The sequence below is a fragment of the Cryptosporangium japonicum genome, from assembly GCF_039524755.1.
Lineage (GTDB): Bacteria > Actinomycetota > Actinomycetes > Mycobacteriales > Cryptosporangiaceae > Cryptosporangium > Cryptosporangium japonicum.
Map to the genome: position 1 here is coordinate 187,367 of NZ_BAAAGX010000001.1, position 23,843 is coordinate 211,209.

17 protein-coding genes are annotated in these 23,843 nt (G+C 72.2%); 4 read left to right on the forward strand and 13 right to left on the reverse strand.

Going from position 1 to position 23,843, the window contains the following annotated elements; translation table 11 throughout:
- Nucleotides 1–338: 338 nt before the first annotated feature.
- Genes ABD437_RS00890 through ABD437_RS00930 form a run of 9 tightly spaced genes read right to left on the reverse strand, consistent with a single transcriptional unit; the run spans nucleotide 339 to nucleotide 12,340 of the window.
- Nucleotides 339–1,115 (reverse strand): cell division protein FtsQ/DivIB, encoded by a 777-nt coding sequence (locus ABD437_RS00890; RefSeq protein WP_344646760.1) that lies wholly within the window; start codon nucleotides 1,113–1,115, stop codon nucleotides 339–341.
- Nucleotides 1,116–1,161: 46 nt separating this feature from the next.
- Nucleotides 1,162–2,589: a UDP-N-acetylmuramate--L-alanine ligase gene (gene murC / locus ABD437_RS00895; protein ID WP_344646761.1), complete on the reverse strand. Its 1,428-nt coding sequence runs from the start codon at nucleotides 2,587–2,589 to the stop codon at nucleotides 1,162–1,164.
- Nucleotides 2,586–3,698, reverse strand: a complete 1,113-nt coding sequence (locus ABD437_RS00900) for a UDP-N-acetylglucosamine--N-acetylmuramyl-(pentapeptide) pyrophosphoryl-undecaprenol N-acetylglucosamine transferase (RefSeq protein ID WP_344646762.1) — start codon at nucleotides 3,696–3,698, stop codon at nucleotides 2,586–2,588. The genes murC and ABD437_RS00900 overlap by 4 nt, the downstream gene beginning before the upstream one ends.
- Nucleotides 3,695–5,023, reverse strand: coding sequence for a putative lipid II flippase FtsW (gene ftsW / locus ABD437_RS00905; protein WP_344646763.1), 1,329 nt, complete (start codon nucleotides 5,021–5,023; stop codon nucleotides 3,695–3,697). The genes ABD437_RS00900 and ftsW overlap by 4 nt, the downstream gene beginning before the upstream one ends.
- Nucleotides 5,024–5,025: 2 nt before the next feature.
- Nucleotides 5,026–6,408, reverse strand: a complete 1,383-nt coding sequence (gene murD / locus ABD437_RS00910) for a UDP-N-acetylmuramoyl-L-alanine--D-glutamate ligase (protein ID WP_344646764.1) — start codon at nucleotides 6,406–6,408, stop codon at nucleotides 5,026–5,028.
- Nucleotides 6,405–7,481: a phospho-N-acetylmuramoyl-pentapeptide-transferase gene (gene mraY, locus ABD437_RS00915; protein ID WP_035857065.1), complete on the reverse strand. Its 1,077-nt coding sequence runs from the start codon at nucleotides 7,479–7,481 to the stop codon at nucleotides 6,405–6,407. Before mraY ends, murD begins: the two co-directional genes overlap by 4 nt.
- Entirely contained in the window at nucleotides 7,478–8,926 is a 1,449-nt protein-coding gene (locus ABD437_RS00920; protein WP_344646765.1) for a UDP-N-acetylmuramoyl-tripeptide--D-alanyl-D-alanine ligase, read from the reverse strand. Before ABD437_RS00920 ends, mraY begins: the two co-directional genes overlap by 4 nt.
- Nucleotides 8,923–10,470: a UDP-N-acetylmuramoyl-L-alanyl-D-glutamate--2,6-diaminopimelate ligase gene (locus ABD437_RS00925; RefSeq protein ID WP_486304004.1), complete on the reverse strand. Its 1,548-nt coding sequence runs from the start codon at nucleotides 10,468–10,470 to the stop codon at nucleotides 8,923–8,925. Before ABD437_RS00925 ends, ABD437_RS00920 begins: the two co-directional genes overlap by 4 nt.
- A 16-nt stretch (nucleotides 10,471–10,486) precedes the next feature.
- The gene (locus tag ABD437_RS00930) at nucleotides 10,487–12,340 is read right to left on the reverse strand and encodes a peptidoglycan D,D-transpeptidase FtsI family protein (RefSeq protein WP_344646767.1); all 1,854 of its coding nucleotides are present in this window, start codon (nucleotides 12,338–12,340) and stop codon (nucleotides 10,487–10,489) included.
- Nucleotides 12,341–12,410: 70 nt separating this feature from the next.
- On the opposite strand from ABD437_RS00930, the gene ABD437_RS00935 reads away from it, so the two are divergent.
- Nucleotides 12,411–12,695: a hypothetical protein gene (locus ABD437_RS00935; protein WP_344646768.1), complete on the forward strand. Its 285-nt coding sequence runs from the start codon at nucleotides 12,411–12,413 to the stop codon at nucleotides 12,693–12,695.
- 220 nt (nucleotides 12,696–12,915) lie between these two features.
- Here the strand turns inward: ABD437_RS00935 and ftsL are convergent, their stop codons facing one another.
- From ftsL to leuS, 4 genes are all read right to left on the reverse strand, one after another.
- On the reverse strand, nucleotides 12,916–13,599 hold the full coding sequence (gene ftsL / locus ABD437_RS00940; RefSeq protein ID WP_344646769.1) for a cell division protein FtsL: 684 nt from the start codon (nucleotides 13,597–13,599) through the stop codon (nucleotides 12,916–12,918).
- A complete protein-coding gene (rsmH, locus tag ABD437_RS00945; RefSeq protein ID WP_344646770.1) occupies nucleotides 13,599–14,591 on the reverse strand; it encodes a 16S rRNA (cytosine(1402)-N(4))-methyltransferase RsmH in 993 nt (330 codons plus the stop codon). Before rsmH ends, ftsL begins: the two co-directional genes overlap by 1 nt.
- A gap of 186 nt (nucleotides 14,592–14,777) precedes the next feature.
- A complete protein-coding gene (gene mraZ, locus ABD437_RS00950; protein ID WP_035857067.1) occupies nucleotides 14,778–15,209 on the reverse strand; it encodes a division/cell wall cluster transcriptional repressor MraZ in 432 nt (143 codons plus the stop codon).
- 300 nt (nucleotides 15,210–15,509) lie between these two features.
- Entirely contained in the window at nucleotides 15,510–18,374 is a 2,865-nt protein-coding gene (gene leuS, locus ABD437_RS00955) for a leucine--tRNA ligase (protein ID WP_344646771.1), read from the reverse strand.
- 462 nt (nucleotides 18,375–18,836) lie between these two features.
- On the opposite strand from leuS, the gene ABD437_RS00960 reads away from it, so the two are divergent.
- The 3 genes from ABD437_RS00960 to ABD437_RS00970 are packed head-to-tail and all read left to right on the forward strand — an operon-like array spanning nucleotide 18,837 to nucleotide 23,478.
- Nucleotides 18,837–19,823 carry an AAA family ATPase gene (locus ABD437_RS00960; protein WP_344646809.1) on the forward strand — a complete coding sequence of 329 codons (987 nt, stop codon included), beginning with the start codon at nucleotides 18,837–18,839 and terminating at the stop codon, nucleotides 19,821–19,823.
- Nucleotides 19,823–21,157, forward strand: a complete 1,335-nt coding sequence (locus tag ABD437_RS00965; protein WP_425558062.1) for a DUF58 domain-containing protein — start codon at nucleotides 19,823–19,825, stop codon at nucleotides 21,155–21,157. The genes ABD437_RS00960 and ABD437_RS00965 overlap by 1 nt, the downstream gene beginning before the upstream one ends.
- Nucleotides 21,154–23,478 (forward strand): transglutaminase TgpA family protein, encoded by a 2,325-nt coding sequence (locus tag ABD437_RS00970; protein WP_344646773.1) that lies wholly within the window; start codon nucleotides 21,154–21,156, stop codon nucleotides 23,476–23,478. Before ABD437_RS00965 ends, ABD437_RS00970 begins: the two co-directional genes overlap by 4 nt.
- The last annotated feature ends 365 nt before the right edge of the window (nucleotides 23,479–23,843 follow it).

Genomic DNA, 23,843 nt, shown 5'->3' on the forward strand with positions numbered 1-23,843 from the left:
CTAGTGAGCATGGTCCCGTGAGCGATGGAGGCCAGCGTCACGTGGCCGAACTCTCACCCTCTAGTAGAGCGTTACTGTTATGTCAAGTGTTGATGTAGTCGGACGGTAGGCGTCTGCGCGGCAGTGATTCAAGCAGCCACGCGGGCGTGTCTCGTGAGGATCGCCGCGCCCGCCCCTAATCGACCATCAATGCCACATTGTTCCCTAGAAGAGATAAATGTCCAAAGTGATCGTTGTTGACCGGTCTCAACCGGCCGGCGAGGTCAAGCCTTACGCAACAGCAGAACGGTCCGCCACCCCGTGCAGTTCCGCCACCCCAGTTATAGCGCGAAACTCAACTAACGAACTGTAACGACATCCGGGGCGCTCACGTCGATCCGCTTCCCCGACTCCTCCAGCAGCGCGGTCGCGATCTTCGCCTTGCGCGGGCTGTCGGCCGCTGTGCCCCAGAACACCACCCGCTCGTCGGTGAGCCGCACCTCCACCCGCTGCGAGTTGCCCGCCACGACGACCGAGGTGAGCTCGCGCAGCTCCGGCGTGAGAGCACTCGCGACGGTCAGCGCGGCCCGGGTGGCCGGGTCACCGGGCTTCGGATCGGACACCCGGACCAGCGGCAGCTCCCCCGGCCGGGCCATGACCGTCCGGAACGGAAAACCCTCCGCGTCCAGCAGCACGAAACCGCGCCCACGACCGGCCACCGCCACCGCACGGCGCTCGGAGATCGTCACCACCACGGTGTTCGGCCAGGCCCGCCGCACCTGGACGGACGCGACCGCGGGCAGCGCACCGATCCGGTTGGCCGCCGCGGCGGTGTCCAACCGCGCCAGCGGCGTCCCGACCGGGATCGCCGCCGCGCGGGCGACCTGTTCGAACGTGACCGTGCGCTCGCCACGGACCGTGATCGTGCGGACGCCGAGCAGCGCCGAGCCCAGCAGGGCCCAGACCGCCACCGACGACACCGCCACCACCGCGGCGACGAGCGCGTACGGCGCCACCGCACGCAGGCCGCGCCGGCTCTTGCGCAGCGCGCGCCGGCTCCCGGCCCGAGCCGAGGGGTTGACCGCGTCCCGGCGGAGCCGCCAGCGCCGCGCCGGACGATCCGCCTTGCCGGTCACGCTCGCCTCCTCCGCCGCGGGAAGGACGAGCGTACCGGCGCGGACCTCACCGGGAGTGCCGACCCACCGGCTGCTCCTCGAGCGCCGCCAGGATCTCGGTGCCCAGCATCGAGATCGGCGGCGCGCCCATCGTCACGACGAGATCGCCCGGGCGGGCCCGGCTCACGACCTCGGTGGCCACCGCCGACCACGACGGTTCGAACACGACGTTCTCGGCCGGCAGCGGCACCGCCCGGGCGAGCGGCGCGCCGCCCTGACCGGGTTCGCGCACCTCGCCCGGCCCGAACACCTCCATGACGACGACGTCGTCGGCCAGCGCCAGCGACTGCGCGATCTCGTCCTGGAACGCGACAGTGCGGTACATCCGGTACGGCTGGAACGCGACGATCAGCCGCCCGGTGCCGGCCAGCGTGCGCAGCGTCGTGAGCGCGCCGGTCATCGACGTCGGGTGGTAGGCGTACTCGTCGTACACCCGCACACCGGCCGCGACGCCCTTGAGCTCGAACCGGCGCCGCACCCCGCGGAACTGCCCGAGCGACTCCACCGCCTTGCCCGGGTCGAGGTCCAGCTTGACCGCCGCCAGCAACGCGGCGGCCGAGTTCAGCGCCAGGTAGCCGCCCGGCACCGGCACGCTCACCGCGCCGAGCTTCACCCCGGCCAGCCGCGCCACGTAGGACGTACCGGCGACGTCACCGGCCTCCTCGGTCAGCCGCAGGTCGGCGTGCTCGGAGCGGCCGTAGGAGAAGACCTGCCGCCCGGTGGACCGGGCGTAGTCCCCCAGCCGCACCGCGCCGGCGTCGTCGGCACAGACGACGACGAAGCCCTTCGGGTGGACGCGATCCACGAACTCGCGGAACGCGGCCTCCAGGCCGGCCATGTCGCCGTAGGTGTTGAGGTGGTCGGCCTCGAGGTTGGTGAGGATCGCGACGAACGGCGAGTACAGCAGGAACGACCGGTCGCTCTCGTCGGCCTCGACCACGAAGTGCTGACCGGACCCGTGGTGCGCACCGACCCCGGCGTCGGCGAACTCGCCCCCGATGAAGAACGACGGGTCGACGCCGCAGTGCTGCAGCACGGTGGTGACCATCGACGTCGTCGTGGTCTTGCCGTTCGTGCCGGCGATCGCGATCACCTGGCGGCCGTTCATCGCGGTGACCAGCGCCTCGGCACGGTGCAGCACGCGCAGGCCCAGCCGGCGGGCCTCGACCAGCTCGACGTTGTCGGCCGGGATCGCGGTGGAGTAGACGACCGTGTCGACGCCGCGGACGTTCTCCGCGGACTGTCCGAGCTGGATCGTCGCGCCGAGCGCGCGGAGCGTCTCCAGCGCCGGCCACTCCTTGATGTCACTGCCGCTGACCGGGATGCCGCGGGTGAGCAGCAGCCGCGCGACGCCGAGCATGCCGACGCCACCGATGCCGATGACGTGGACCCGCCCGAGATCCTCCGCCGAGAGCTTCGACAGGTCCTCGGTCATGCTGACACCTCCCGCTGGTTCTCCCGGACCGCCTGGTACACCAGCGCGAGCAGGGCCTCGTCACCGTCCCGGCGACCGTATCGGGCGGCGGCGCGCCCCATGGCGCTCGTCCGGTCGGGTTCACCCAACAGCGGTATCACGTTCTCCTCCAGCCACGACGCGGACAACTCCGCGTCCTCCACCAGCAGTCCTCCACCGGCCCGCGTCACCGGTGCTGCGTTGCGCCGTTGCTCGCCGTTGCCCCACGGCAGTGGGACGTAGACCGCGGGTAAGCCCACCGCCGCGACCTCGGCGCAGGTCATCGCGCCGCCCCGGCACACCATCAGGTCGGCGGCGGCGTACCCGAGGTCCATCCGGTCGAGGAACGGCATCGTCACGTACTTCGTACCGGTCGCCTCGGGCATGATGTCGAGGGTGTTGCGGGCCCCGACGACGTGCAACACCTGGATGCCCGCGGCCGCCAGCGCCGGCGCGGCGGCGGTGACCGCCAGGTTCAGCGAGCGGGCGCCCTGCGAGCCGCCGGAGACGAACAGCACGGGCTTGTCGGGGTCGAGCCCGAAGTGGTCGCGCGCCGCGGCCCGGGCCGCCGCGCGGTCCAGACCGGTGATGGTCGAGCGCAGCGGCACCCCCACCACCGTGCCGTTGCGCAACGTCACGTGCTCGCCGCCGAGGCCGACGAACGGCGTCAGCCGGGCGCCCACCTTGTTGGCGATGCCGGCCGGGTCGTTGACCTCGTGCACCACGAGCGGCAGCTTGGCCCGGCGCGCGGCCAGGTAGGCGGGCAGGGCCACGTAGCCGCCGAACCCGACGACGACCTCGGCGCCGACCCGGTCGAGCACCTCGTTGACGGCCGCCACGCTGCGCCGGATGCGGCCGGGCGTGCGGGCCAGATCGGCGTTGGGGCGGCGCGGCAGCGGATACGCCGGGACGAGCTCGAGATCCCAGCCCCGGGCCGGGATGATCTCGGCTTCCAGCCCTCGCGGCGTACCGAGGCAGGTGATGCGTGCGTCGGGGTGGTAGCGGCGGATGCATTCGGCCAGCGCGAGGGCCGGCTCGATGTGCCCGCCCGTTCCGCCACCGGCCAGGACGACGGAGCGCAACGACGTCACCGACGACCTCCTGTCCTCGCCCGGTAGTGGCCTAACGGGCGCCCGGCCCTGCCAGACCGTAACGCCTGCCGTGCCCGGCCCGGACGCCCGGGCAGCTCCGGCAGCGGAATGCCCGACCACCGCACCCACCAGGCCCGGCCGCGGGCGTGCAACGCGAGCACGGCCTCGGGTTCGTGCCGGGCGAAACTGGCCAGCATGCCGATCACGAACATGGTCAGGATCAGCGAGCTGCCACCGGCGGACATCAGCGGCAGCGGGACACCGGTGATCGGCAGCAGCCCCACCACACCGCCCATGTTCACCAGCGCCTGGCCGGCCAGCCAGACCGTGGCGGCCGAGGCCACCAGGCGGCGGAACGGGTCGTCCACCCGGGACGCGATCCGGATGCCCGCGTAGGTCAGCACCCCGAACAGCAGGACGACGACGAGACAGCCGAGGACGCCCAGCTCCTCGCCGATGATCGCGAAGATGAAGTCGTTGTGGGCCTCGGGCAGGCCACCCCACTTCTCCCGGCTCTGCCCCAGGCCGAGGCCGAGCCAGCCGCCGGTGCCCAGCGAGTAGAACCCGCGCACGACCTGGTACCCGCAGGTGTCCTGGTGCGCGAACGGATCGGTGAAGCAGGTCAGCCGCGAGATGCGCTCCGGTTTCGTCGCCACCAGCGGCACCAGGCCGACGAACGCGATCGCGCCGAGCGTCGCGAACACCCGGAACCGCACCCCGGCGGTGAACAGCAGCGCGACGAGGATGAACAGCAGCAGCATCATGCCGCCGAAGTCCTCCAGGCCCACCAGGCCGAACAGCACCGCCGACCCGGCCAGCAGCGGCACCGCCAGGTGGCGCCACTCGGTCAGCAGCGGCCGTTTGCGCACCAGCACCGCGGAGCCCCACAGCGCCAGCGCGAGCTTGGCCACCTCGACCGGCTGGATCTGGATCGGACCCAGCGCCAGCCACAGCTTCGCGCCGTTCACCTCTTTGCCGAAGAACGGCAACATCACCAGCAGGATCATCGAGACGACGACGAGCGGCCAGCCGAACAGCGGCCACAGGCGCATCGGCACGCGCAGCGCCAGCCAGAACGCCGGTATGCCGAGCAGTGCGAACGTCAGCTGTTTGGTGAACTGCGTGAACGCGCTGCCCGAGTTGGCGTACGAGTCGATGCTGGAGGCCGAGAGCACCATGATCAGACCGAGGCCCAGCAGCAGCCCGGCGCTTCCCAATAGCAGGTAGTAGGAGGCCATCGGGCGGCGCAGGAGGCCGGCCACCACGCCGACGGCCCGCCCGGGTGCGACGTGGGCATCCCGGTCCAGGCCCGCCGGCGCCGCCATCGTCAGGAGCCCCGGTGCTTCTCGACCGCGTCGGCGAAGGCGAGCCCGCGGGCGGCGTAACTGCCGAACATGTCCAGGGACGCGGCGGCGGGCGCGAGCAGCACGGTGTCGCCGGGGCCGGCCAGCGCGGCGGCGGCGGCCACGACATCGGTCATGGCCCCATCATCGGTCCTGTCGACCTCGCGCACGGGGACGTGCGGCGCGTGTCGGCGCAGCGCGTCGGCCACCTCGGCCCGGTCGACGCCGAGCAGCACCGCGCCGACGAGCCGGTCCGCGACCGTCCCGACCAGCGGCGCGATGTCGACGCCCTTGAGCTGACCGCCCGCGATCCAGACGACCCGCGGGTACGCCGAGAGCGACGCCTCGGCCGCGTGCGGGTTGGTGGCCTTGCTGTCGTCGACCCAGGTGACGCCGTTCTTCTCGGCGACGAACGCGTTGCGGTGCGGCTCCGGCCGGTAGACCGCCAGCCCGGCCGCCACCGCGTCGGGATCGACGCCGTGCGAGCGGGCCAGCGCGGCCGCGGCCAGCGCGTTCGCGACGTTGTGCGGGCCGGGCGGGCGGACGTCGGTGACCGACCCCACCTCGAACGCCTGCGACGGGTCGGCGGTGAAACCGCGGTCGACGAGCAGCGTCTGCACGACGCCGAACTCACCGGGCAGCGGCGCTTCGAGCGTGAACCCGACGGCCCGGCCGGGCGCCGTCGCGAGCAGCGCCGCCACGCGGGGATCCTGGGCGTTCCCGACGGCCACCGTCGAGGGGAACTGCCAGAGCTTCGCCTTCGCGGCCGCGTACCGGGCGAAGTCTCCGTGCCACGAGAGGTGGTCGTCGGCCAGATTCAGCAGCGCGGCGGCGGCCGGGGCCAGCGTCGAGGACCAGTGCAGCTGGTAGCTGGAGAGCTCGACCGCGAGCACGTCGTACGGCTCGGGGTCGAGCACCGCGTCGATCAGCGGCACCCCGATGTTGCCCACGGCCGTGGTACGCAGGCCGGCCGCCTCGAGGATCGTCGCCAGCATCGTGGTGGTCGTGGTTTTGCCGTTCGTGCCGGTGACGGTGAGCCACGGGGTGTCGTTGGGGCGCAGGCGCCAGGCCAGCTCCGGCTCGCTGAACACCTCGATGCCGGCCGCCAACGGGCCCGCCAGCAGCGGGTGGTCCGGCCGGAACCCCGGCGAGACGATCACCTGGTCGGTGTCGCCCGGGAGCTCCGCCGGGTCGACCAGCACCTCGGCGCCCGATTCCGCGAGCTCCTGCAGCGCGGCGGAGTCGACCCGGTCGAACACGGTCACCCGCGCGCCGACCGACTGCAGCGCCCGGGTGACCGCCGCACCGGTCACCCCGGTGCCGCCGACGAGGACGTGGCGACCCGGGTACCAGGAGCGCGCGGTCATTGCTGCAGCACGTTCAGGTAGTCGGCGAAGAAGATGCCGAGACCGGCCGCGACGAAGAAGCCGGCGATGATCCAGAACCGGACGACGATCGTGGTTTCCTGCCACCCGGCCAGTTCGAAGTGGTGCTGCAGCGGCGCCATCCGGAACACCCGCTTGCCGGTGCTGCGGAACGAGATGATCTGGATGACGACCGACATCGTCACGATGACGAACAGGCCGCCGAGGATCAGCAGCAGCAGCGTGGTGCGGGTGGTGAGCGCCAGGCCGGCGATCAGGCCGCCGATGCCGAGCGCGCCGGTGTCGCCCATGAACAGCCGGGCCGGGGGCGCGTTCCACCAGAGGAACCCGGCCAGCGCGCCGGCCGCGGCGGCGGCGATCAGCGCGGTATCGAGCGGGTCGCGGACGGTGTAGCAGTAGCCGTTCGGGCCGGCGACCTCGCCGCAGATGTGCCGGTACTGCCAGAAGCCGATCAGGACGTAGCCCAGCAGCACCATGATCGACGGGCCGGTGGCCAGACCGTCCAGCCCGTCGGTGAGGTTCACGCCGTTGGCCGCCGCGATCACCACGAACGCGAAGAACAGCGCCGCGCCCACCTGGGTGAGATGCGCCCAGTCGAGGTCCCGGATGAACGAGAGCTTCTCCGACGCGATCGTGTAACCCTGCTCGTCGGGCAGGTTCAACGCGAGGAACGCGAACGCGGCCGCGACGACGGCCTGGCCGATCAGCTTGCCCCGCTTGTTGAGACCGAGGCTGCGCTTCTTGCGGATCTTGATGTAGTCGTCGACGAACCCGACCGCGCCCATGCCGACGAACAGGCCGAGCAGCGTCACCGCGGTCGGGCTGATCCGGTGGTCACCGATGACGATCTGGGCGACCACGTACGCGATGACCGTGGCGAGGATGAAGACGATGCCGCCCATCGTGGGCGTACCGCGCTTGGACTGGTGGTGCTTCGGGCCCTCTTCGCGGATCTCCTGCCCGAACTTCAGCCGGTGCAGATAGCGGATCGCGACGGGCGTCCCGAAGATCGAGACGACGAAGGCCACGAACGCCGCGGCCAGAACACTCCTCACGCCCGGCCACCCCCGGGCGCCGGCGTGGCCACCGGCCCGGCCAGCAGGGCGTCGACGACGCGGTCGAGCCGCGCCGACCGGGACGCCTTCACCAGCACCACGTCGCCCGGTGCGAGCTGGCTGCCCAGCAACTCCACCGCGGCGTCCACGTCCGGCACGTGCACCGACTCCTCTCCCCAGGACCCTTCCAGAACCGCACCGGCGTGGATCGCGCCGGCCTCCGGGCCCACTACGACCAGACGGTCGATGTCCAGACGGACGGCCAGCCGCCCGATCGCGTCGTGCTGTTCCCGGCTGGTGTCGCCCAGCTCGGCCATGTGGCCCAGTACCGCCCAGACCCGGCGCCGCCCCCGCGGCTCCTCGCCCTGCTTCGGCGCCGGCGTGGCCATCGCGCGCAGTGCCTTGAGCGCGGCGCGCACCGAGTCGGGGTTCGCGTTGTAGCTGTCGTCGACGACGGTCACGCCGTCGACCCGCTCGGTGACCTCCATCCGGCGCCGGCTCACCGGGGTGGCCCCGCTCAGCACCGTGGCGACCTCGTCCAGGCCGAGCCCCAGCTCGAGGCCGACCGCGGCCGCCGCCAGCACGTTGCCGACGTGGTGCTCGCCGTGCAGCTTCAGCTGGACGTGCGCGTGCGCGTCGCCCACGTGGAGCGTGAAGCCCGGCCGGCCGATGCCGTCGAGCGTGACGTCGCTCGCCCGCACGTCGGCGTCGGGAGCGAGGCCCACCTGGACGACCCTGGCCTTGGTACGCGACGCCATCGCACGCACCCGGCCGTCGTCGGCGTTGAGGATCGCGAGCCCTTCCGCGGGCAGCGCCTCGACCAGCTCGCCCTTCGCCTGCGCGGTGGCCTCGATCGAGCCGAACTCACCGGCGTGCGCGGCGCCGACGTTGAGCACGACGCCGATCCGCGGCGGGGCGATCTCGGTGAGCCACCGGATGTGCCCGACGCCGCGCGCGCTCTTCTCCAGCACCAGGTACCGGGTGTCGGCGTCGGCACGCAGCACGGTCCACGGGTGGCCGAGCTCGTTGTTGAACGACTCCGGCGGGGCCACCGTCGGGCCGAGACGCCCGCACACCGCGGCCAGCAGGTCCTTGGTGGACGTCTTGCCGCTGGACCCGGTGACGCCGACGATCGTCAGGTCGGGCAGGCGGTCGACGACCGCGCGCGCCAGCTTGCCCAGCGCGACGAGCGCGTCGTCGACGAGGATCGACGGCACGCCGTCGAGCGGACGGGTGGCGAGGACGACCGCCACCCCGGCCTCGACCGCGCCGGCCGCGTAGTCGTGGCCGTCGACGCGCTCGCCGGTCAGCGCGACGAAGACGCCGCCGGCGGTCACCTTGCGCGAGTCGTACTCGACCGTCCCGGTCAGCACCGTGGCCGGATCGGCGTTGCGGAGGTCACCGTCGGTCGCGGCCGCGACCTCGGCCAGCGTGAGCGCGATCATGCCCGTGCCCCCCGGGTGCCGACGGCGGCCAGCGCGGCCGCGAGCACCTCCCGGTCGTCGAACGGGTGCACCACTCCTGCGACCTCCTGGCCCTGCTCATGTCCCTTGCCCAGCACGGCGACGCAGTCGCCCGGCCCGGCCTGCTCGACCGCGGCGGCGATCGCTGCCGCCCGGTCACCGACTTCCACGACCTCGGCCCGTTCCGCGGCCGGCACCCGGGCGACGCCGCCCAGCATGGCGGTGCGGATCGTCGCCGGATCCTCCGAGCGCGGGTTGTCGTCGGTCGCGACGAACACGTCCGCTCCCCGCGCCGCGGCCTCGCCCATCAGCGGACGCTTACCGGCATCCCGATCGCCCCCGCAGCCCAGCACACAGATCAGTTTTCCGGCCGTGAACGGGCGCAGCGCGGCCAGCGCGGCCGCGACCGAACCCGGGTCGTGCGCGTAGTCCACCACACCGGCCGGACCCTCCGCCGACCCGGTCGGGCCTCCGGCCGCGCCGGTGACCCGCTCCATGCGGCCCGGCACCTGTCCGGCGTCGGCCACGGCCGCCACGGCGACGTCCAGCGGCACCCCGACCGACCGCAGCACGGCCAGCGCCAGCACGGCGTTCTCGATGCTGTAAGCGCCGGGCATGGCGACCCGGGCCGCGGTGTGCGCGCCGTCGGGGCCGTCGACGACGAAGTCCTGGACGAACCCGTCCGGCCCGCGCTCGACGACCCGCCAGGTGGCATCGGGCGCACCGGCGGCCGAGACCGTGGTGACTCCCGGGCGCACGAGACGCCGGCCCGCGGCGTCGTCGACGTTGACCACCGCGTGCTCGGAGCGGCCGTCGAACAGCCGCGCCTTGGCCCGGAAGTAGTCCTCGACGTCGGTGTGGAAGTCCAGGTGGTCGACGCCGAGGTTGGTGAACGCGCCGACCGCGAACCGCACCGCGGCCACCCGGTCCAGCGCGAGCGCGTGGCTGGAGACCTCCATGACCACCGCGGTGACACCGCGCTCCCGGGCGACCGCGAGCAGCGCCTGCAGGTCGGGCGCCTCCGGGGTGGTGCGTGCCGACGCGAGCCGCTCGCCCGCGATGCGTGTCTCCACGGTGCCGAGCAGGGCCGTGACGTGCCCGGCGGCGCGCAGCCCGGCCTCGATCAGGTAGGCGGTGGTGGTCTTGCCGTTCGTGCCGGTGATGCCGACGACGGTGAGCGCGGCGCTGGGGTCGCCGTAGACGCGTGCGCTGACGGTGCCGAGCACCGCGCGCGGATCGTCGACCACGATCAGCGGGACACCGTCGACGAACTCGGCGCCGGCGGCGTCGGTGAGGACGGCCACCGCGCCCGCTTCGACCGCGCGGGCCGCGAACCGGGCCCCGTGGGTGCGTGCGCCCGGAAGCGCGGCGAACAGATCGCCGGGACGAACAGCTGAGCTGTCATGGGTGACTCCGGTGACGACCGCGTCACCGGTGGTACTGCCGCCGACGAGCCCGGCGAGTTCCGTCACCGGAACGGCTGCCGGGGACGCAGGCCGCGGGACGCTGGCGTTGGACACGGCCACAGACCCTACCGCCGACCTACCCGTACAAGGTGATCGGTGGGGCCGGGGCACCGGATGGTGACACCCCGTAGCGCCGGAGCGTGAAGCCGGCCAGGTCGGCGAAGGTGGGACCGGCGATCGCGCCCCCGACCCCGTTACTGGGCGTGTGGACGATCACGCTGATCACGTAGCGGGGCGAATCGGCCGGCACGACACCGATGAACGACGTCACGTTGCCGTCCAGGTAGCGGTTGCCCTCGGCCCGCGAACCGGTGCCGGTCTTGCCGGAGACGATGTAACCCGGAACCGCGGCCAGCGGCGCCGTGCCCTCGTCGGTGGCGATCGCGGTCATGTCGCGCACGACCGTGTCGGCGGCCTCCTTGCTCACCACCCGCTTGGCCTTCGGCCGCTCGACGGGCCGCGCGGTGCCGTCCGAGCCCACCACGCTCTTGACCAGCGTCGGCTGCACCTTCATGCCGCCGTTGGCCAGCGTCGCGTAGAGCGCGGTCATCTGCAGCGGGGTCACCGCGACGCCGAGCCCGATCGGGATCGACCCCGCCGACGAGCCGCTCCAGTTCGACGGCGGCTGGACGATGCCCGCGGACTCACCGGGCAGCCCGACACCGGTCTTGCTGCCCAGACCGAACGCGCGCTGGTAGTCGTAGAGGCGCTTGGCCCCGAGCCGGTCGGCGATCTCGATCGTGCCGACGTTGCTGGACTGGGCGAGTATCCCCATCAGCGTGTAGTCCGGCTTCGCGTGCTTGTGGGTGTCCCGGTAGGTGTAACCGCCCTTGGTGACGGTCTCGGGCAGCGTGAGCACCGAGTCGGGTTCGATCACGCCCGCGTCCAGGCCGGCGGCCACCGTCAGTGCCTTGTGGACCGAACCGGGTTCGACGACCGCGGCGGTGGCCAGGTCGAGCGTCGTGCCCTTCTTCGCGGTCTTCGGATCGGACGCGTCGTAGGTCGGCACGCTCGACATCGCGAGGATCTCGCCGGTGTGCGCGTCCATCACGATCGCGGTGCCCATGTAGGCCTTCGTCGCCGCCACGCGTTCGGCCAGCAGCTTCTGCGTCTGGTACTGCAGGTCCCGGTCGATCGTGAGGACGAGATCGGAGCCCGCCTTGGCCGGCGTGACCTTGTGGTAGCCGTCCGGAATCTCCTGGCCGCCGGCGCCCTTGTCGAAGATCCGCTCGCCGTTGGTGCCCTCGAGCAGCTTGTTGTAGCTGGACTCGAGGCCGGCCAGGCCGATGCCGTCGGCGCCGGTGTAACCGAGCAGGTTCGCGGCGAACGGGCCGCCGGGCACCTCGCGGACCTGGTCCTCCTGGACGATCAGTCCCGGGATCTTCTCCCGGAGCGCGTTGATCCGGTCGCCGACCGCGAGCGGCACCTTCTTCTTCAGGACGACGTAGCGGTTCTTGGTGCCGTCCGCGTGGGTGTCGTGGGAGAGCTTCTCCGCGACGGTCGCGACGGGCATACCGAGCACCGGGGCCACGGCCGCGGCGACCTCGGCACGGTTCTTGATGTAACCGGGGTCGGCCGCGATCGTCGCGCCCTGCACGTCCTGCGCGAGGACGTTGCCGTCGCGGTCGAGGATCGAGCCCCGCGGGGCGAAGATCTCGACCTTGTCCCGGCGGGAGTTGGCGGCGAGCTCGGCGTACTGGGAGCCCTCGGTGGACTGGATCTGCACGACGCGGCCGCCGACCGCGGCGAAGAGCGCCAGCAGAACGGCGAGGCCGACGCGGAGGCGGATGCTCGGGTTGCCGAGGCGGGCGATGCCGCGCGCGCGGCGGGGTGGGGGGTGGAGCTGGCGCCGGCGGGGCGGTGGTGGGCCTTCCGCGTGCCGCGTGGTGACGCTGCGGGCCGGGCGGCGGCCGGTGCCACCGCGCCGCACGGTGCCACCGCGCGTCGCCGTGGCCCGCCCGGCTGTGCCCCGTGTTTGCGCGGCCGTACCCCGACCGCCGGTGCTCCGGGCGCCGGTGTTCCGGCCGGAGGCGCTCCGAGCCGACCCGCTCCGGCCGGAGGCGCTGCTCGTCGATCCGCCGCGGCCGGAGGCGCTGCTGGTCGTGGCGCCGCGACCGGAGGAGCTTCCGGACGTGCTGCGGGTGGACGTGGACCGGCTGGAGCCGCCGGTGCGGTTCGCGGCCGAGCGGCCGGTCGATCCGGACCGGGCCGCCGCGCCTCCGCTCTCGGCCGACTTCCCGGACGCGGCGGAACCACGGCCCCGGCCGGAGCCGGCCGCGGACTGACGCGGGGTGCGTGTGGGCTCGGCGCCCTCGCGGACCGTGCGGCCGCGCGGGTGGTACTGCTGTGCCTCCGAGAGACGGCTCCGCCGCTCCCGCGACCGTGCCCCGCCCGCTTCCCGTGACCCGCCCGGTTCGCGGGGCCGGAAGGGCACCACGTTCTCGTCGGCCGACCGCCCGGAGCCGCCGGCTTTCCGGCGCCCGTCGCGCGGCGGTTGCGGCGCCATCACCGGCCCGCCGACGGCGTCGGCGTGGTCCCGTCCGCCTCGTCACCCGCGGTGTCGTTCGTCCCGTCGGTTCCGGCGGCGTCGGTTCCGGCGGCGTCGGTTTCAGCCGCGTCGGTTTCGGCGGCGTCGGTTCCGGCGGCGTCGGTTCCGGCGACTGAGGACGGGGACGACGAGGAGCGGGGCGAGGTCGCGGACGGTGTGGGCGACGGCGGAGCCTTGGCCGGCACCGGCGTGCCCACGACCTTGCCGTCGGGCAGCACGACGAACCCGGGATCCCCGGCCGGCACCAGCCCCATCTTCTTGGCCCGGTCCGCCAGCTTCTTCGGCGACTCCTGGTCCTGCAGCGCCTGCTGGAGCCGCTGCTCCTCCTTGTCCAGGCGGGCCTGCTCGGTGTCGAGGTCGTGCAGCCGGAACGCGTTCTCGTTGACCGCGGTGTTGAGCAGCACCAACCCGATCAGCCCACCGGCGGCCAGCACGAGCACGAGCACGATGAACGGGGCCCGCGACCCGGTGGTCGCCCGCCGGGACGGCGTCGACGGCGAGGGCGGCACGCTGATCGGCGCCGCCTCCCGGCGTCGCTGTGCGGCCGGCCGGCCGGCCTTCGTCGGCGTGCTCTTCGGCAGCGGGCGTCCTTCTCGGACCACACCCGGACGCGACCGCAGGCCGGCACGTGAGCTCGACATCAGTTCACCTCGCCCTCGTTGGATTCCCTCAGGAGTCGTTCAACTGCTCGTAGCCGCACCGAAGCGGCCCGGGGGTTCTCGGCGATCTCCGCCGGGCTCGCGACCTCGGCGCCGCGGGTCAAAGTGCGGAAGCTGGGCCCGTACTCCGGCAGCGGCACCGGGAGCTCGGGCGGTGTCCGGTCCTGGGTGACCTCGGCGAAGGCCTGCTTGACCAGCCGGTCCTCCAACGACTGGTACGACATCACGACGACGCGCCCACCCGGCCGGACGGCGTCCAGCGCGGCGGGCAACGCGTTGCGCAACGCGTCCAACTCGCCGTTGACCTCGATGCGCAGCGCCTGGAACGTCCGCTTGGCCGGGTTGCCCCCGGTGCGGCGGGCCGCGGCCGGGATCGCGTCGCGCACCAGTTCGACGAGTCGCGCGCTGGAGTTCAGCGGTGCCCGCTCCCGTTCGCGCAGGACGGCCGACGCGATCCGCGGCGCGAACTTCTCCTCGCCGTACGTGCGCAGCACCCGGGCGAGGTCACCGTGCGAGTACGTGTTGAGCACGTCGGCCGCGGTGATCCCGCGTGACGTGTCCATCCGCATGTCCAGCGGTGCGTCGCGGGCGTAGGAGAAGCCCCGGTCGTCCTCGTCGAGCTGCAGCGACGAGACGCCGAGGTCGAACAGGAACCCGTCCACCGCCCGCACGCCGGCCTGCTCGAGCGCGTAGGGGATCTGGTCGTACACCGCGTGGACGAAATGGACGCGGCGCGCGTCGGCACCCAGCCGTTCGGTGGCGCGGCGCAACGCGTCCGGGTCACGGTCGATGCCGATCACCGTCGCGTCGGGATGCGCTTGGAGCATCGCGGCCGTGTGGCCGCCGAGGCCGAGCGTGCCGTCGACCACCACCGCGTTCGGGCGGCTCAGGACGGGCGCGAGAAGGTCGAGACAGCGCCCCAGAAGCACCGGAACATGAATAGCGGCGTGAGGAGTCACCTCGTCCTCGGCCATGCCGCCCCCTTGGATCCGGTGCCCGGTCGCATCCGGTGTACGAAGGGGCCGGGCGCTCACCGTGTCGCCAGGTCCCCATCCGCTTCGCGTGGCCTGGCGCCGGGGAAGGTGCGCCAGGAGTGTCGCCAAGCGGCTGGAGACCTCACGTCACGGGACTCGGCCGGCCCCGAACAAATCTCGCCGCGGTCAGAAAATCCCGGGCAGCACCTCCTCCTCGACCTCTGCGAACGCTTCCTCGGACTCGGCGAGGTAGTTGTCCCACGCCTGCCGATCCCAAATTTCGACCCTGGTGCTGGCCCCGATCACCACGCAGTCCCGATCGAGGCCGGCGTACTCCCGCAGATGAGCGGGGATCGTGATGCGCCCCTGCCGGTCAGGGACTTCGTCGTGTGCGCTGGCGAAGAACACCCGGCTGTAGGCGCGGGCGGCCTTGTGGGTCATCGGAGCGGCGCGAAGCTGCTCGGCGACCCGGCTGAATTCGGTCATCGGGAAGACGAAGAGGCATCGTTCCTGCCCTTTCGTCACCACCAGGCCTCCTGCCAGCTCGTCACGGAACTTCGCCGGCAGGAAGAGCCGACCCTTGTCATCCAGTCGGGGCGTGTGCGTGCCAAGGAACACGGCACCCGCCTCCCCCTGGATTGGAGCATCCCAGACGCTCCATCACGCCCCACTGTACTCCACTTCCCCCCACCGTCAACGACTCAAACCCGTAGCCGCCAGGTGTCACACGGATGTCTTCGCAGGTCAGCGTGGTGGAGCGTGAGTGGGGCGAGTTGGCACTCCGGTGGGGCACTCCCCCACCCACGCTCCGGTGTCCATCGGGAAGTGCAGCGAAAGGGGTTCCCGGGCGCTAACACACTTCGGGCCGGTGACCCCGACCACTCGGGGGCACCGGCCCGGTGAACTACATCACGCTTACTAGACGACGACCGTCACGATCCGGCCCGGCACGACGATCAGCTTCCGGGGCTCCTTGCCGCCCAGGAACGCGGCGACCTTCGGCTCGGCCAGCGCCGCGGCACCGACCGCAGCCTGATCGGCGTCGGCCGGGACCGTGATGCGGCCCCGCACCTTGCCGTTGACCTGCACCGGGTACTCGATCTCGGCGGCGGTCAGCAGAGCCGGGTCGGCGACCGGGAACTGGTGGTAGGTCAGCGTCTCCTCGTGGCCCAGCTTCGCCCACAGCTCCTCGGCCAGGTGCGGCGCGAACGGCGCGACCATCAGCACCAGCGGCTCGACGACCTCACGGGGCGTCGCGGCCTTCGCGCTGTAGGTGGAGGTCACCTGGTTGGTCAGCTCGATCAGCTTGGAGACCGCGGTGTTCGTACGCAGCCCCTCCAGGTCGCCCCGGACGCCGTCGATCGTGCGGTGCAGCAGGCGCTTCGTCGCGTCGTCGGCCTCGTCGTCGGTGACCCGCAGGTCGCCGGTCTCCTCGTCGACCGCGGTACGCCACAGCCGTTGCAGGAACCGCATCGACCCGACGACCGCCCGGGTCTCCCACGGACGCGAGACGTCCAGCGGGCCCATCGACATCTCGTACACCCGGAACGTGTCGGCGCCGTACTCGGCGCACATCTCGTCGGGCGTGACGACGTTCTTCAGCGACTTGCCCATCTTGCCGTACTCGCGGTTCACCGGCTGGCCGTGCCAGGTGTAGACGCCGTCCTGCTCCACCACCTCGTCGGCGGGCACGTAGGCGCCGCGCGCGTCGGTGTACGCGTAGGCCTGGATGTAGCCCTGGTTGTACAGGCGACCGAACGGCTCGGACGAGCGCAGGTGCCCGCGGTCGAACAGCACCTTGTGCCAGAAGCGCGCGTACAGCAGGTGCAGCACGGCGTGCTCCACGCCGCCGATGTACAGGTCGACGCCGCCGGCCGGCTTGGCCGCGGTGGGGCCCATCCAGTACTGCTCGTTCGCCGGATCGACGAACTCGCCCTCGTCGGTCGGGTCCAGGTAACGCAGCTCGTACCAGCAGGAACCGGCCCACTGCGGCATGGTGTTGGTCTCGCGGCGGTACTGCTTGGGGCCGTCACCCAGGTCCAGCGTGACGTTGACCCACTCGTCGGCGCGCGCCAGCGGCGGCTCCGGGTCGGTGTCGGCGTCGTCCGGGTCGAACGTGCGCGGCGAGTAGTCGTCGATCTCCGGCAGCACGATCGGCAGCATCGACTCGGGCACCGCGACCGGCAGCCCGTCCTCGTCGTACAGCACCGGGAACGGCTCGCCCCAGTACCGCTGCCGGCTGAACAGCCAGTCACGCAGCTTGTAGGTGGTGGTGGCCTCACCGTGGTCGTTCTCGACCAGCCAGTCGATGATCCGCTTCTTGGCCTCGGCCACCCCCAGGCCGTCCAGGAAGCCGGAGTTGATCGCCGGGCCGTCGCCGGTGAACGCCTTGCCGTCGAAGCCCTCGCTGGGCTGCACGGTGCGGACGATCGGCAGGTCGAAGACCTCGGCGAACTCCCAGTCACGCTCGTCCTGACCGGGCACAGCCATGATCGCGCCGGTGCCGTAGCCGGTCAGCACGTAGTCGGCGACGAACACCGGCACCTTCGCGCCGTTGACCGGGTTGACCGCGTAGGAGCCGGTGAAGACACCGGTCTTCTTGCGGGCGTCGGCGGAGCGCTCGATGTCGGACTTCGCCGCGGCCTGGGCCTGGTAGGCGGCGACCGCGGTGGACGGGTCGTCAGCGGTCTTCCAGGCCGGCGGGACGTCGGCCGGCCACTCGTCCGGCACGATCGCGTCCAGCAGCGGGTGCTCCGGCGCCACGACCAGGTAGGTGGCGCCGAACACGGTGTCGGGCCGGGTGGTGAACACCCGGATCGTCGCGTTCGGTGCGCTGTGCCGCTTCTTGGGTGCGCCGTCGGCGATCGCGAAGTCGATGTACGCGCCGGTCGAGCGTCCGATCCAGTTGCGCTGCATGACCTTTATCGACTCCGGCCAGTCGACCTGGTCCAGGTCGTCGGCCAGCCGGTCGGCGTAGGCGGTGATGCGCATCATCCACTGACGCAGCCGCCGCTTGAAGACCGGGAAGTTGCCGCGCTCGGAGCGGCCGTCGGCGGTGACCTCCTCGTTGGCCAGCACGGTGCCCAGGCCGGGGCACCAGTTGACCGGCGCCTCGGACAGGTAGGCCAGGCGGTGGGAGTCGATCAGCTTGCGCTGTTCGGTGCGTGACATCTGGTCCCACGGAGTTGCCGCGCGCCGGGCGCCGGACGCGAACTGCGCCTCCAGCTCCTCGATCGGGCGCGCCCTACCCGTCTCGACGTCGTACCAGGAGTTGTAGATCTGCAGGAAGATCCACTGCGTCCACCGGTAGTAGCTGACGTCGGTGGTGGCCAGCAGGCGACGGCTGTCGTGGCCGAAGCCCAGCCGGCGCAGCTGCGCCTTGTACCGGTCGATGTTCTCGTCGGTGGTCTTGCGGGGGTGCGTACCGGTCTGCACCGCGTACTGCTCGGCGGGCAGGCCGAACGAGTCGAAGCCCATCGGGTGCAGGACGTTGTAGCCCAGCATGCGGTGGTAGCGCGCGTACACGTCGGTGCCGATGTACCCCAGCGGGTGGCCGACGTGCAGCCCGGCGCCGGAGGGGTACGGGAACATGTCCATGACGAACATCGGCGTGCCGCCGTCGTTGTGCCAACCCGGCGACGGAGCGGCCAGCGGACCGGAGGGGTTCGGCGAGTGGAACGTGCCGTCGGCCTCCCAGCGGTCCTGCCAGCGCTCCTCGATCGATGCGGCCAGCGCTGCCGTATAGCGGTGCGCGGGCGCGTCGGTGGAGTTCTGCTCGCTCATCGTGGGATTCCTTGACTGAAGACTGGATAGTGGCGGGCTCGAGACACGAAAAAACCCCTCGCTATGGAGGGGTCGCCGTGCTGACCGATCGCGGGATGGCTGCGGCCGCCGGTTAGCGGGCGGTGCAGCCGCGCGTCAGCACGGCACGATAAGGAGCCCGGCACCCTTGCGGCAGGGACCGGCCACGGGGCTACGAACCTCGGCGCTCACCATGCGTGCACTATACCGCTCCGCCGATTCGGCTGCCGACGCGTATAACGCGCGCGGTGAAAAAGGTACACACCGGTACGGATGTGTTGACCAATGCCGATCGCCTGGCGGTCGGGCGGGATCCTGGAACAATAGTCGCCGGGCTTGGCATTCCCCCGCCGCCTTTCGCAAGCTTTTCGCACGTGCAGGTAAACATGTGGATCCGCGCTGGCGGATCGAGGAAGAGGGCAGTCGGTGACGACGCACGGCACGCTGGAGAACTACGGCCCCCCGGTCGATCTAGGGAGCGTCCGACTCGTCACCGACCGCATCGTCGCGAACGTCGAGCGGGTCATCGAGGGCAAGACGTCGACGATCTCGCTCGCGGTCGCCGTTCTCCTGGCCGAGGGCCACCTCCTGATCGAGGACGTGCCCGGCGTCGGCAAGACGAAGCTCGCGAAGGCGCTCGCGCGGTCGATCGACGGATCGGTACGGCGGATCCAGTTCACCCCCGACCTGCTGCCGTCCGACGTCACCGGCGTCAGCATCTACAACCCCGAGAACCGGTCGTTCGAGTTCAAGCCGGGTCCGGTGTTCGCGAACCTGGTCGTCGGTGACGAGATCAACCGCGCCTCGCCGCACGCGCAGTCCGCGCTGCTCGAGTGCATGGAAGAGCGTCAGGTGACGGTCGACGGCATCACCTACCCGCTGCAGAACCCGTTCATGGTGATCGCCACCCAGAACCCGACGCAGATGGCGGGCACCTACCCGCTGCCGGAGGCGCAGCGCGACCGGTTCACCGCGCGCCTGGCGATGGGCTACCCCGACCGGCGCTCCGAGCTCGCGATGCTCGACGGCCACGGCGAGCAGGACCCGCTCGACGGCCTGCGGCCGGTGTGCGACGGCAACGAGATCCGTCTGCTGATCGAGGCGGTCCGGCGGGTCCACGTGGCCGAGCCGGTCAAGTGGTACGTCATCGACCTGGTGAGCGCCACCCGCAACAACCCCGACCTGCGGCTCGGCGCGAGCCCGCGGGCCAGCCTGCAGCTGCTGCGCACCGCGCGCGCGTTCGCCGCGGTCGAAGGCCGGGACTACGTGCTCCCCGACGACATCCAGCGGCTGGCGGCGCCGGTGCTCACCCACCGGCTGATCCCCACCGAGGAGGCCGTGTTCAACCGGCGGACGGCCGACGTGATCCTGGCCGATCTCGTCGCCAGGGTGCCGGTGCCGGACGCCCGGGGCGGGCGTCGGACGCGGTGATCCGAGCCGCCCTACGCGGGCTGACGACGCGGGGCCGCAGTTTCCTGGCGGCCGCGGCAGCCGCGACCGTCTCCGCGTTCGCCCTCGGCGAGCGGGAACTGCTCCAGGTCGCGGGCCTGCTGGCGGCGCTGCCGATCCTGGCCGTGATCGCGGTCGCGCGCACCCGCTACCGGCTGTCCTGCACGCGCGCGGTCCATCCCGGCCGGATCCAGGCCGGCAACCCCGCCTCGGTGGCGCTGCGTCTGGAGAACCTGTCCCGGGTGCCGACCGGTGTCCTGCTGCTCGAGGAGCAGTTGCCGCCCGCGCTGGGCGAACCGCCCCGGTTCGTGCTCGACCGGCTGGCGAGCAGGCAGTGGAGCAGCGTCGAGTACCCGATCCGGGTCGACGTGCGCGGCCGCTACGAGATCGGGCCGCTGACCGTCCGCCTCACCGACCCGTTCGGCCTGTGCGAGCTGACCCGCTCGTTCACCCGCACCGAGCGCATCATCGTCACCCCGCAGGTGACGCCGCTGGCGTCGATCCCGCTGGAGGGTGACCAGTCCGGCATGTCGCCGAACCAGCCCCGCTCGACCGTCGCCCGCGGCGAGGACGCGGCCAGCACCCGCGAGTACCGCGTCGGCGACGACCTGCGCCGGGTGCACTGGAAGTCGACCGCCCGGACGGGCGAGCTGATGGTGCGCCGGGAGGAGCAGCCGCGCGAGTCGCTCGGCACCGTGCTCGTCGACACCCGGTTCAGCGCCCACCGCGGCACCGGTCCGACGTCCAGCTTGGAGTGGGCGATCTCCTCGGCCGCGAGCATCACCTGTCACCTGCTGCGCGCCGGCTTCGACCTGCACCTGGTCACCGACGCCGGCGTCGACGCGGAGCTGCGGCCGGAGAGCGGGGAGAACATCGCCCTGGGGATCCTGGCCGAAGCCGAGGCGAGCCGCATCCAGTCGCTGGGGATGGCGCTCGACCGGCTGCAGCACGAGCGCGACCAGCTGCTGGTGGCGGTCGTCGGCCTGCTCACGCCGGAGGAGTGCGCCCGGCTGGCCGCCGCACGCACCGGCGGGACGTCGATCGCGGTACTGATCGACTCGACGGCGTGGGCGTCGCTGCCGGGCGCGGCGAAGTCCGACGCCGAACGTCGTTACCAGGAGAACGTCGCCCGGCTCGCGGCCGCGGGGTGGAAGGTGCTGCCGGCCCGGCCGGGAGCACGGATCAGCAGCCTGTGGACGCTGGCCGGGACGGCCGGTGGCGGGGCGGCGCTGGCGGGCGGTGGCCCGGAGGCGCCGGAAGGCCACGGAGCTCCGAACGGGCAGTGGGCGTCGAACGGATCAGGAGTTCCTCGATGAACCGACGGACCTACGTCTCGGCGGTCGCCGGTGTCGCGACGCTGCTCTGCGCCACGTCGCTGCGCGGCGTCCTGGAAGGCTGGTCGTGGCTTCCGGTGGTGGGCGGCGGGGTCGTCGTCGTCACGCTGGCCGGCATCGGCGCCCGCGCGCTGCGCACCCCCTCCTGGCTGCAGCCGGTGGTCGGTGCGCTCGCCGTGCTCCTGTACACCACGATCGTCTTCGGCCACGACCGTTTCCTCGGCGTCATCCCCACGCCGGCCACGATCGTCGGCCTGCGCGCCGACGTGTCCAACGCGTTCGCCGACATCGCCGAACTCGCCGCCCCGGTGCCGGCACGCCCCGGCATCCTGCTGCTGACGGTCGGCGGCGTCGGCCTCGTCGCGATCCTGGTCGACGTGCTGGCGTCCGTGCTGGGCCGGGCCGCGCTGGCCGGCCTCCCGCTGCTGGGCCTGTACACGGTGCCGGTCGCCGTCGACCGCGACGGCATCGGCTGGCTCCCGTTCACGCTCGGCGCGGCCGGCTTCTGCTGGCTGCTCGCCGCCGAACACGGCACCACGATCCGCCGCTGGGGGCGCCCGTTCCACGCCGGCACCACCGGGACGGAACCCTCGCGCACCGGCGGGTCGCTCGTCGCCGGCCGGCTGGCGATCTTCGGCATCGTGCTGGCCGTGCTGATCCCGGCCGGGGTGCCCGCGCTCTCCGCCGAGGGCCTGCACTCGCTGTTCGAGAACGGGCTGCCGGGCAGCGGCAGCGGTCGCACCGTGACCGCGATCAACCCCGTCACCCAGCTCCGCGGGCAGCTCACCCGGGACGAACCGGTCGACCTGCTCCGCGTGCGCACCAACGACCAGCAGCCGTTCTACCTCCGCCTGGCCACGCTGGAGAACTTCACCGGCAACGGCTGGACGCTGCGCGACATGACCGCGAAGCAGGAGGCCAGGGTCCGCCGGGGCGTGCCGAACGTGTCGGGCATCAGCGGCGGCACACCCACCCTGTCGCAGGAGACGTCGGTCGAGGTCCTCGGGCTGACGCAGTCGCGGTACCTGCCGGTGTACTCGAACCCCACGTCGATCGACGTCGACGGCGACTGGCGGTTCGACCGGGGTTCCGAGGCGGTGTTCAGCACCGCCGACACCACCAAGGGCCTGCGGTACCGGTTCGAATCCCGGCGCGTGCAGTACAGCCCCGGCCTGCTCCGCGACGCCGCGAAGCTGAACGCCGGCGACAGCACGGTCAAGCGCTACACCGAGCTCAAGAACCCCGACGCCAGCGTCAAGCAGCAGGTCAACGCGCTCGTCGCGGGCAAGTCGACGGAGTACGACAAGGCCGTCGCGATCAACAACTTCTTCTCGAAAGAGAACGGCTTCGAGTACGACCTGCAGACCGCGGCCGGCACCAGCGAGAGCGCGATCGTCTCGTTCCTCGACAACCGGCGGGGATACTGCGAGCAGTACGCGTCGGCGATGGCGTACATGGCCCGGCTCGCCGGTCTGCCGGCGAGGGTGGCGATCGGCTTCGGGTACGGCACCCCGCAGGACGGGTCCTGGCTGATCACCAGCCACGACGCCCACGCGTGGGTGGAGATCATGTTCCCGGGCATCGGCTGGGTGCCGTTCGACCCGACCCCGCCGAGCGGCACCGGCAACACCGGCGACCTGTCCTGGGTCAACGGCGGCGCCTCCGACCCGGGTGAGTCGACCGAGCAGACGCCGGTCGAGGAGGAGCAGGCCGCGGCCGCGCCCACCGAGGAAGCCGCGGCGCCGGAAGCGCGCGAGCCGTTGGACGCCGACGCGGCCGCCGGGAAGAAGGAAGACGAGAAGAGCCGACCCCTGCTGTCGCTGATCCTCCTGATCCTGGCCTGGGCGTTCGGCGTACTGGCCGTCGTGGCCCTGGTGATGACCCCGGCGATCGTGCGGCACTGGGTACGGGCCAAGCGCCTGGCGTCGCTCAACCACGGCGACCCCGCCGCCGCGGCCCACGCGGCCTGGGACGAGGTCATCGACACCCTGGTCGACCTGGACGGGCCGGCCGAGGCCGGCGAGACACCGCGAGGGCTCTCCCAGCGTCTGCGGGCCGACGGGTTCGACGAGTCGGCGCAAGGGGCGCTGAGGTTGCTCGCGAGCGCGGAGGAACAGGCGCGGTACGCGCCTCGGGTGCACGCGGTGCCGGGCTTGGCCCAGGCCGTGGTGACGGTGCGGGCGGCCCTGCACCAACGGAGCCCGAAGGGTCGGAGGTTCAGGGCGGAGTTCGTGCCGGCTTCGACGCTGGAACGTGCTGGTTCGGCGGTGCGTTCCTTGCCGTCGAAGGCACGTCGGCAGTAGGGGCTTTCGCGCGGCGTGCGGCCCAGTAGCGGTGGCGCGGCCTGCGGCCCAGCAGCGGTCGCGCGGCTGGGGTGTTCGGGCTAGGGGCACCCGGGGGCCTTTCCGCTGAGTGCGCCGAGGGGCGGTTGCTCGGTGCGCGGCTCAAAGGTGGTTGCTCGGCACGCGGCCGGGCCGTTCGGTCTCGGGGCCCTTCCTCTGAGTGCGCTAGGGACGTCCGCTCGGTGCGCGCGGGGTGGACGGCGGTGGGGCCGAGGTGGCGCACGATTGCCGCTGCGACATTGCCTCGCCCCGGCTCGCAGGCGCCGTACTGGTGGAGCGAGGAGCTGTGCCTCCGGTATGCAGCGCGGTGCCGCTTACCCGCGCTC

Bases quoted from the DNA above. Each gene is read 5' to 3' on its own strand.
- leuS (WP_344646771.1), bottom strand. From the start codon at position 18,374: ATGAGCGAGCAGAACTCCACCGACGCGCCCGCGCACCGCTATACGGCA.
- rsmH (WP_344646770.1), bottom strand. From the start codon at position 14,591: ATGGCCGAGGACGAGGTGACTCCTCACGCCGCTATTCATGTTCCGGTG.
- ABD437_RS00920 (WP_344646765.1), bottom strand. From the start codon at position 8,926: ATGATCGCGCTCACGCTGGCCGAGGTCGCGGCCGCGACCGACGGTGAC.
- murD (WP_344646764.1), bottom strand. From the start codon at position 6,408: ATGACCGCGCGCTCCTGGTACCCGGGTCGCCACGTCCTCGTCGGCGGC.
- ftsL (WP_344646769.1), bottom strand. From the start codon at position 13,599: ATGTCGAGCTCACGTGCCGGCCTGCGGTCGCGTCCGGGTGTGGTCCGA.
- ABD437_RS00970 (WP_344646773.1), top strand. From the start codon at position 21,154: ATGAACCGACGGACCTACGTCTCGGCGGTCGCCGGTGTCGCGACGCTG.
- ftsW (WP_344646763.1), bottom strand. From the start codon at position 5,023: ATGGCGGCGCCGGCGGGCCTGGACCGGGATGCCCACGTCGCACCCGGG.
- murC (WP_344646761.1), bottom strand. From the start codon at position 2,589: ATGACCGAGGACCTGTCGAAGCTCTCGGCGGAGGATCTCGGGCGGGTC.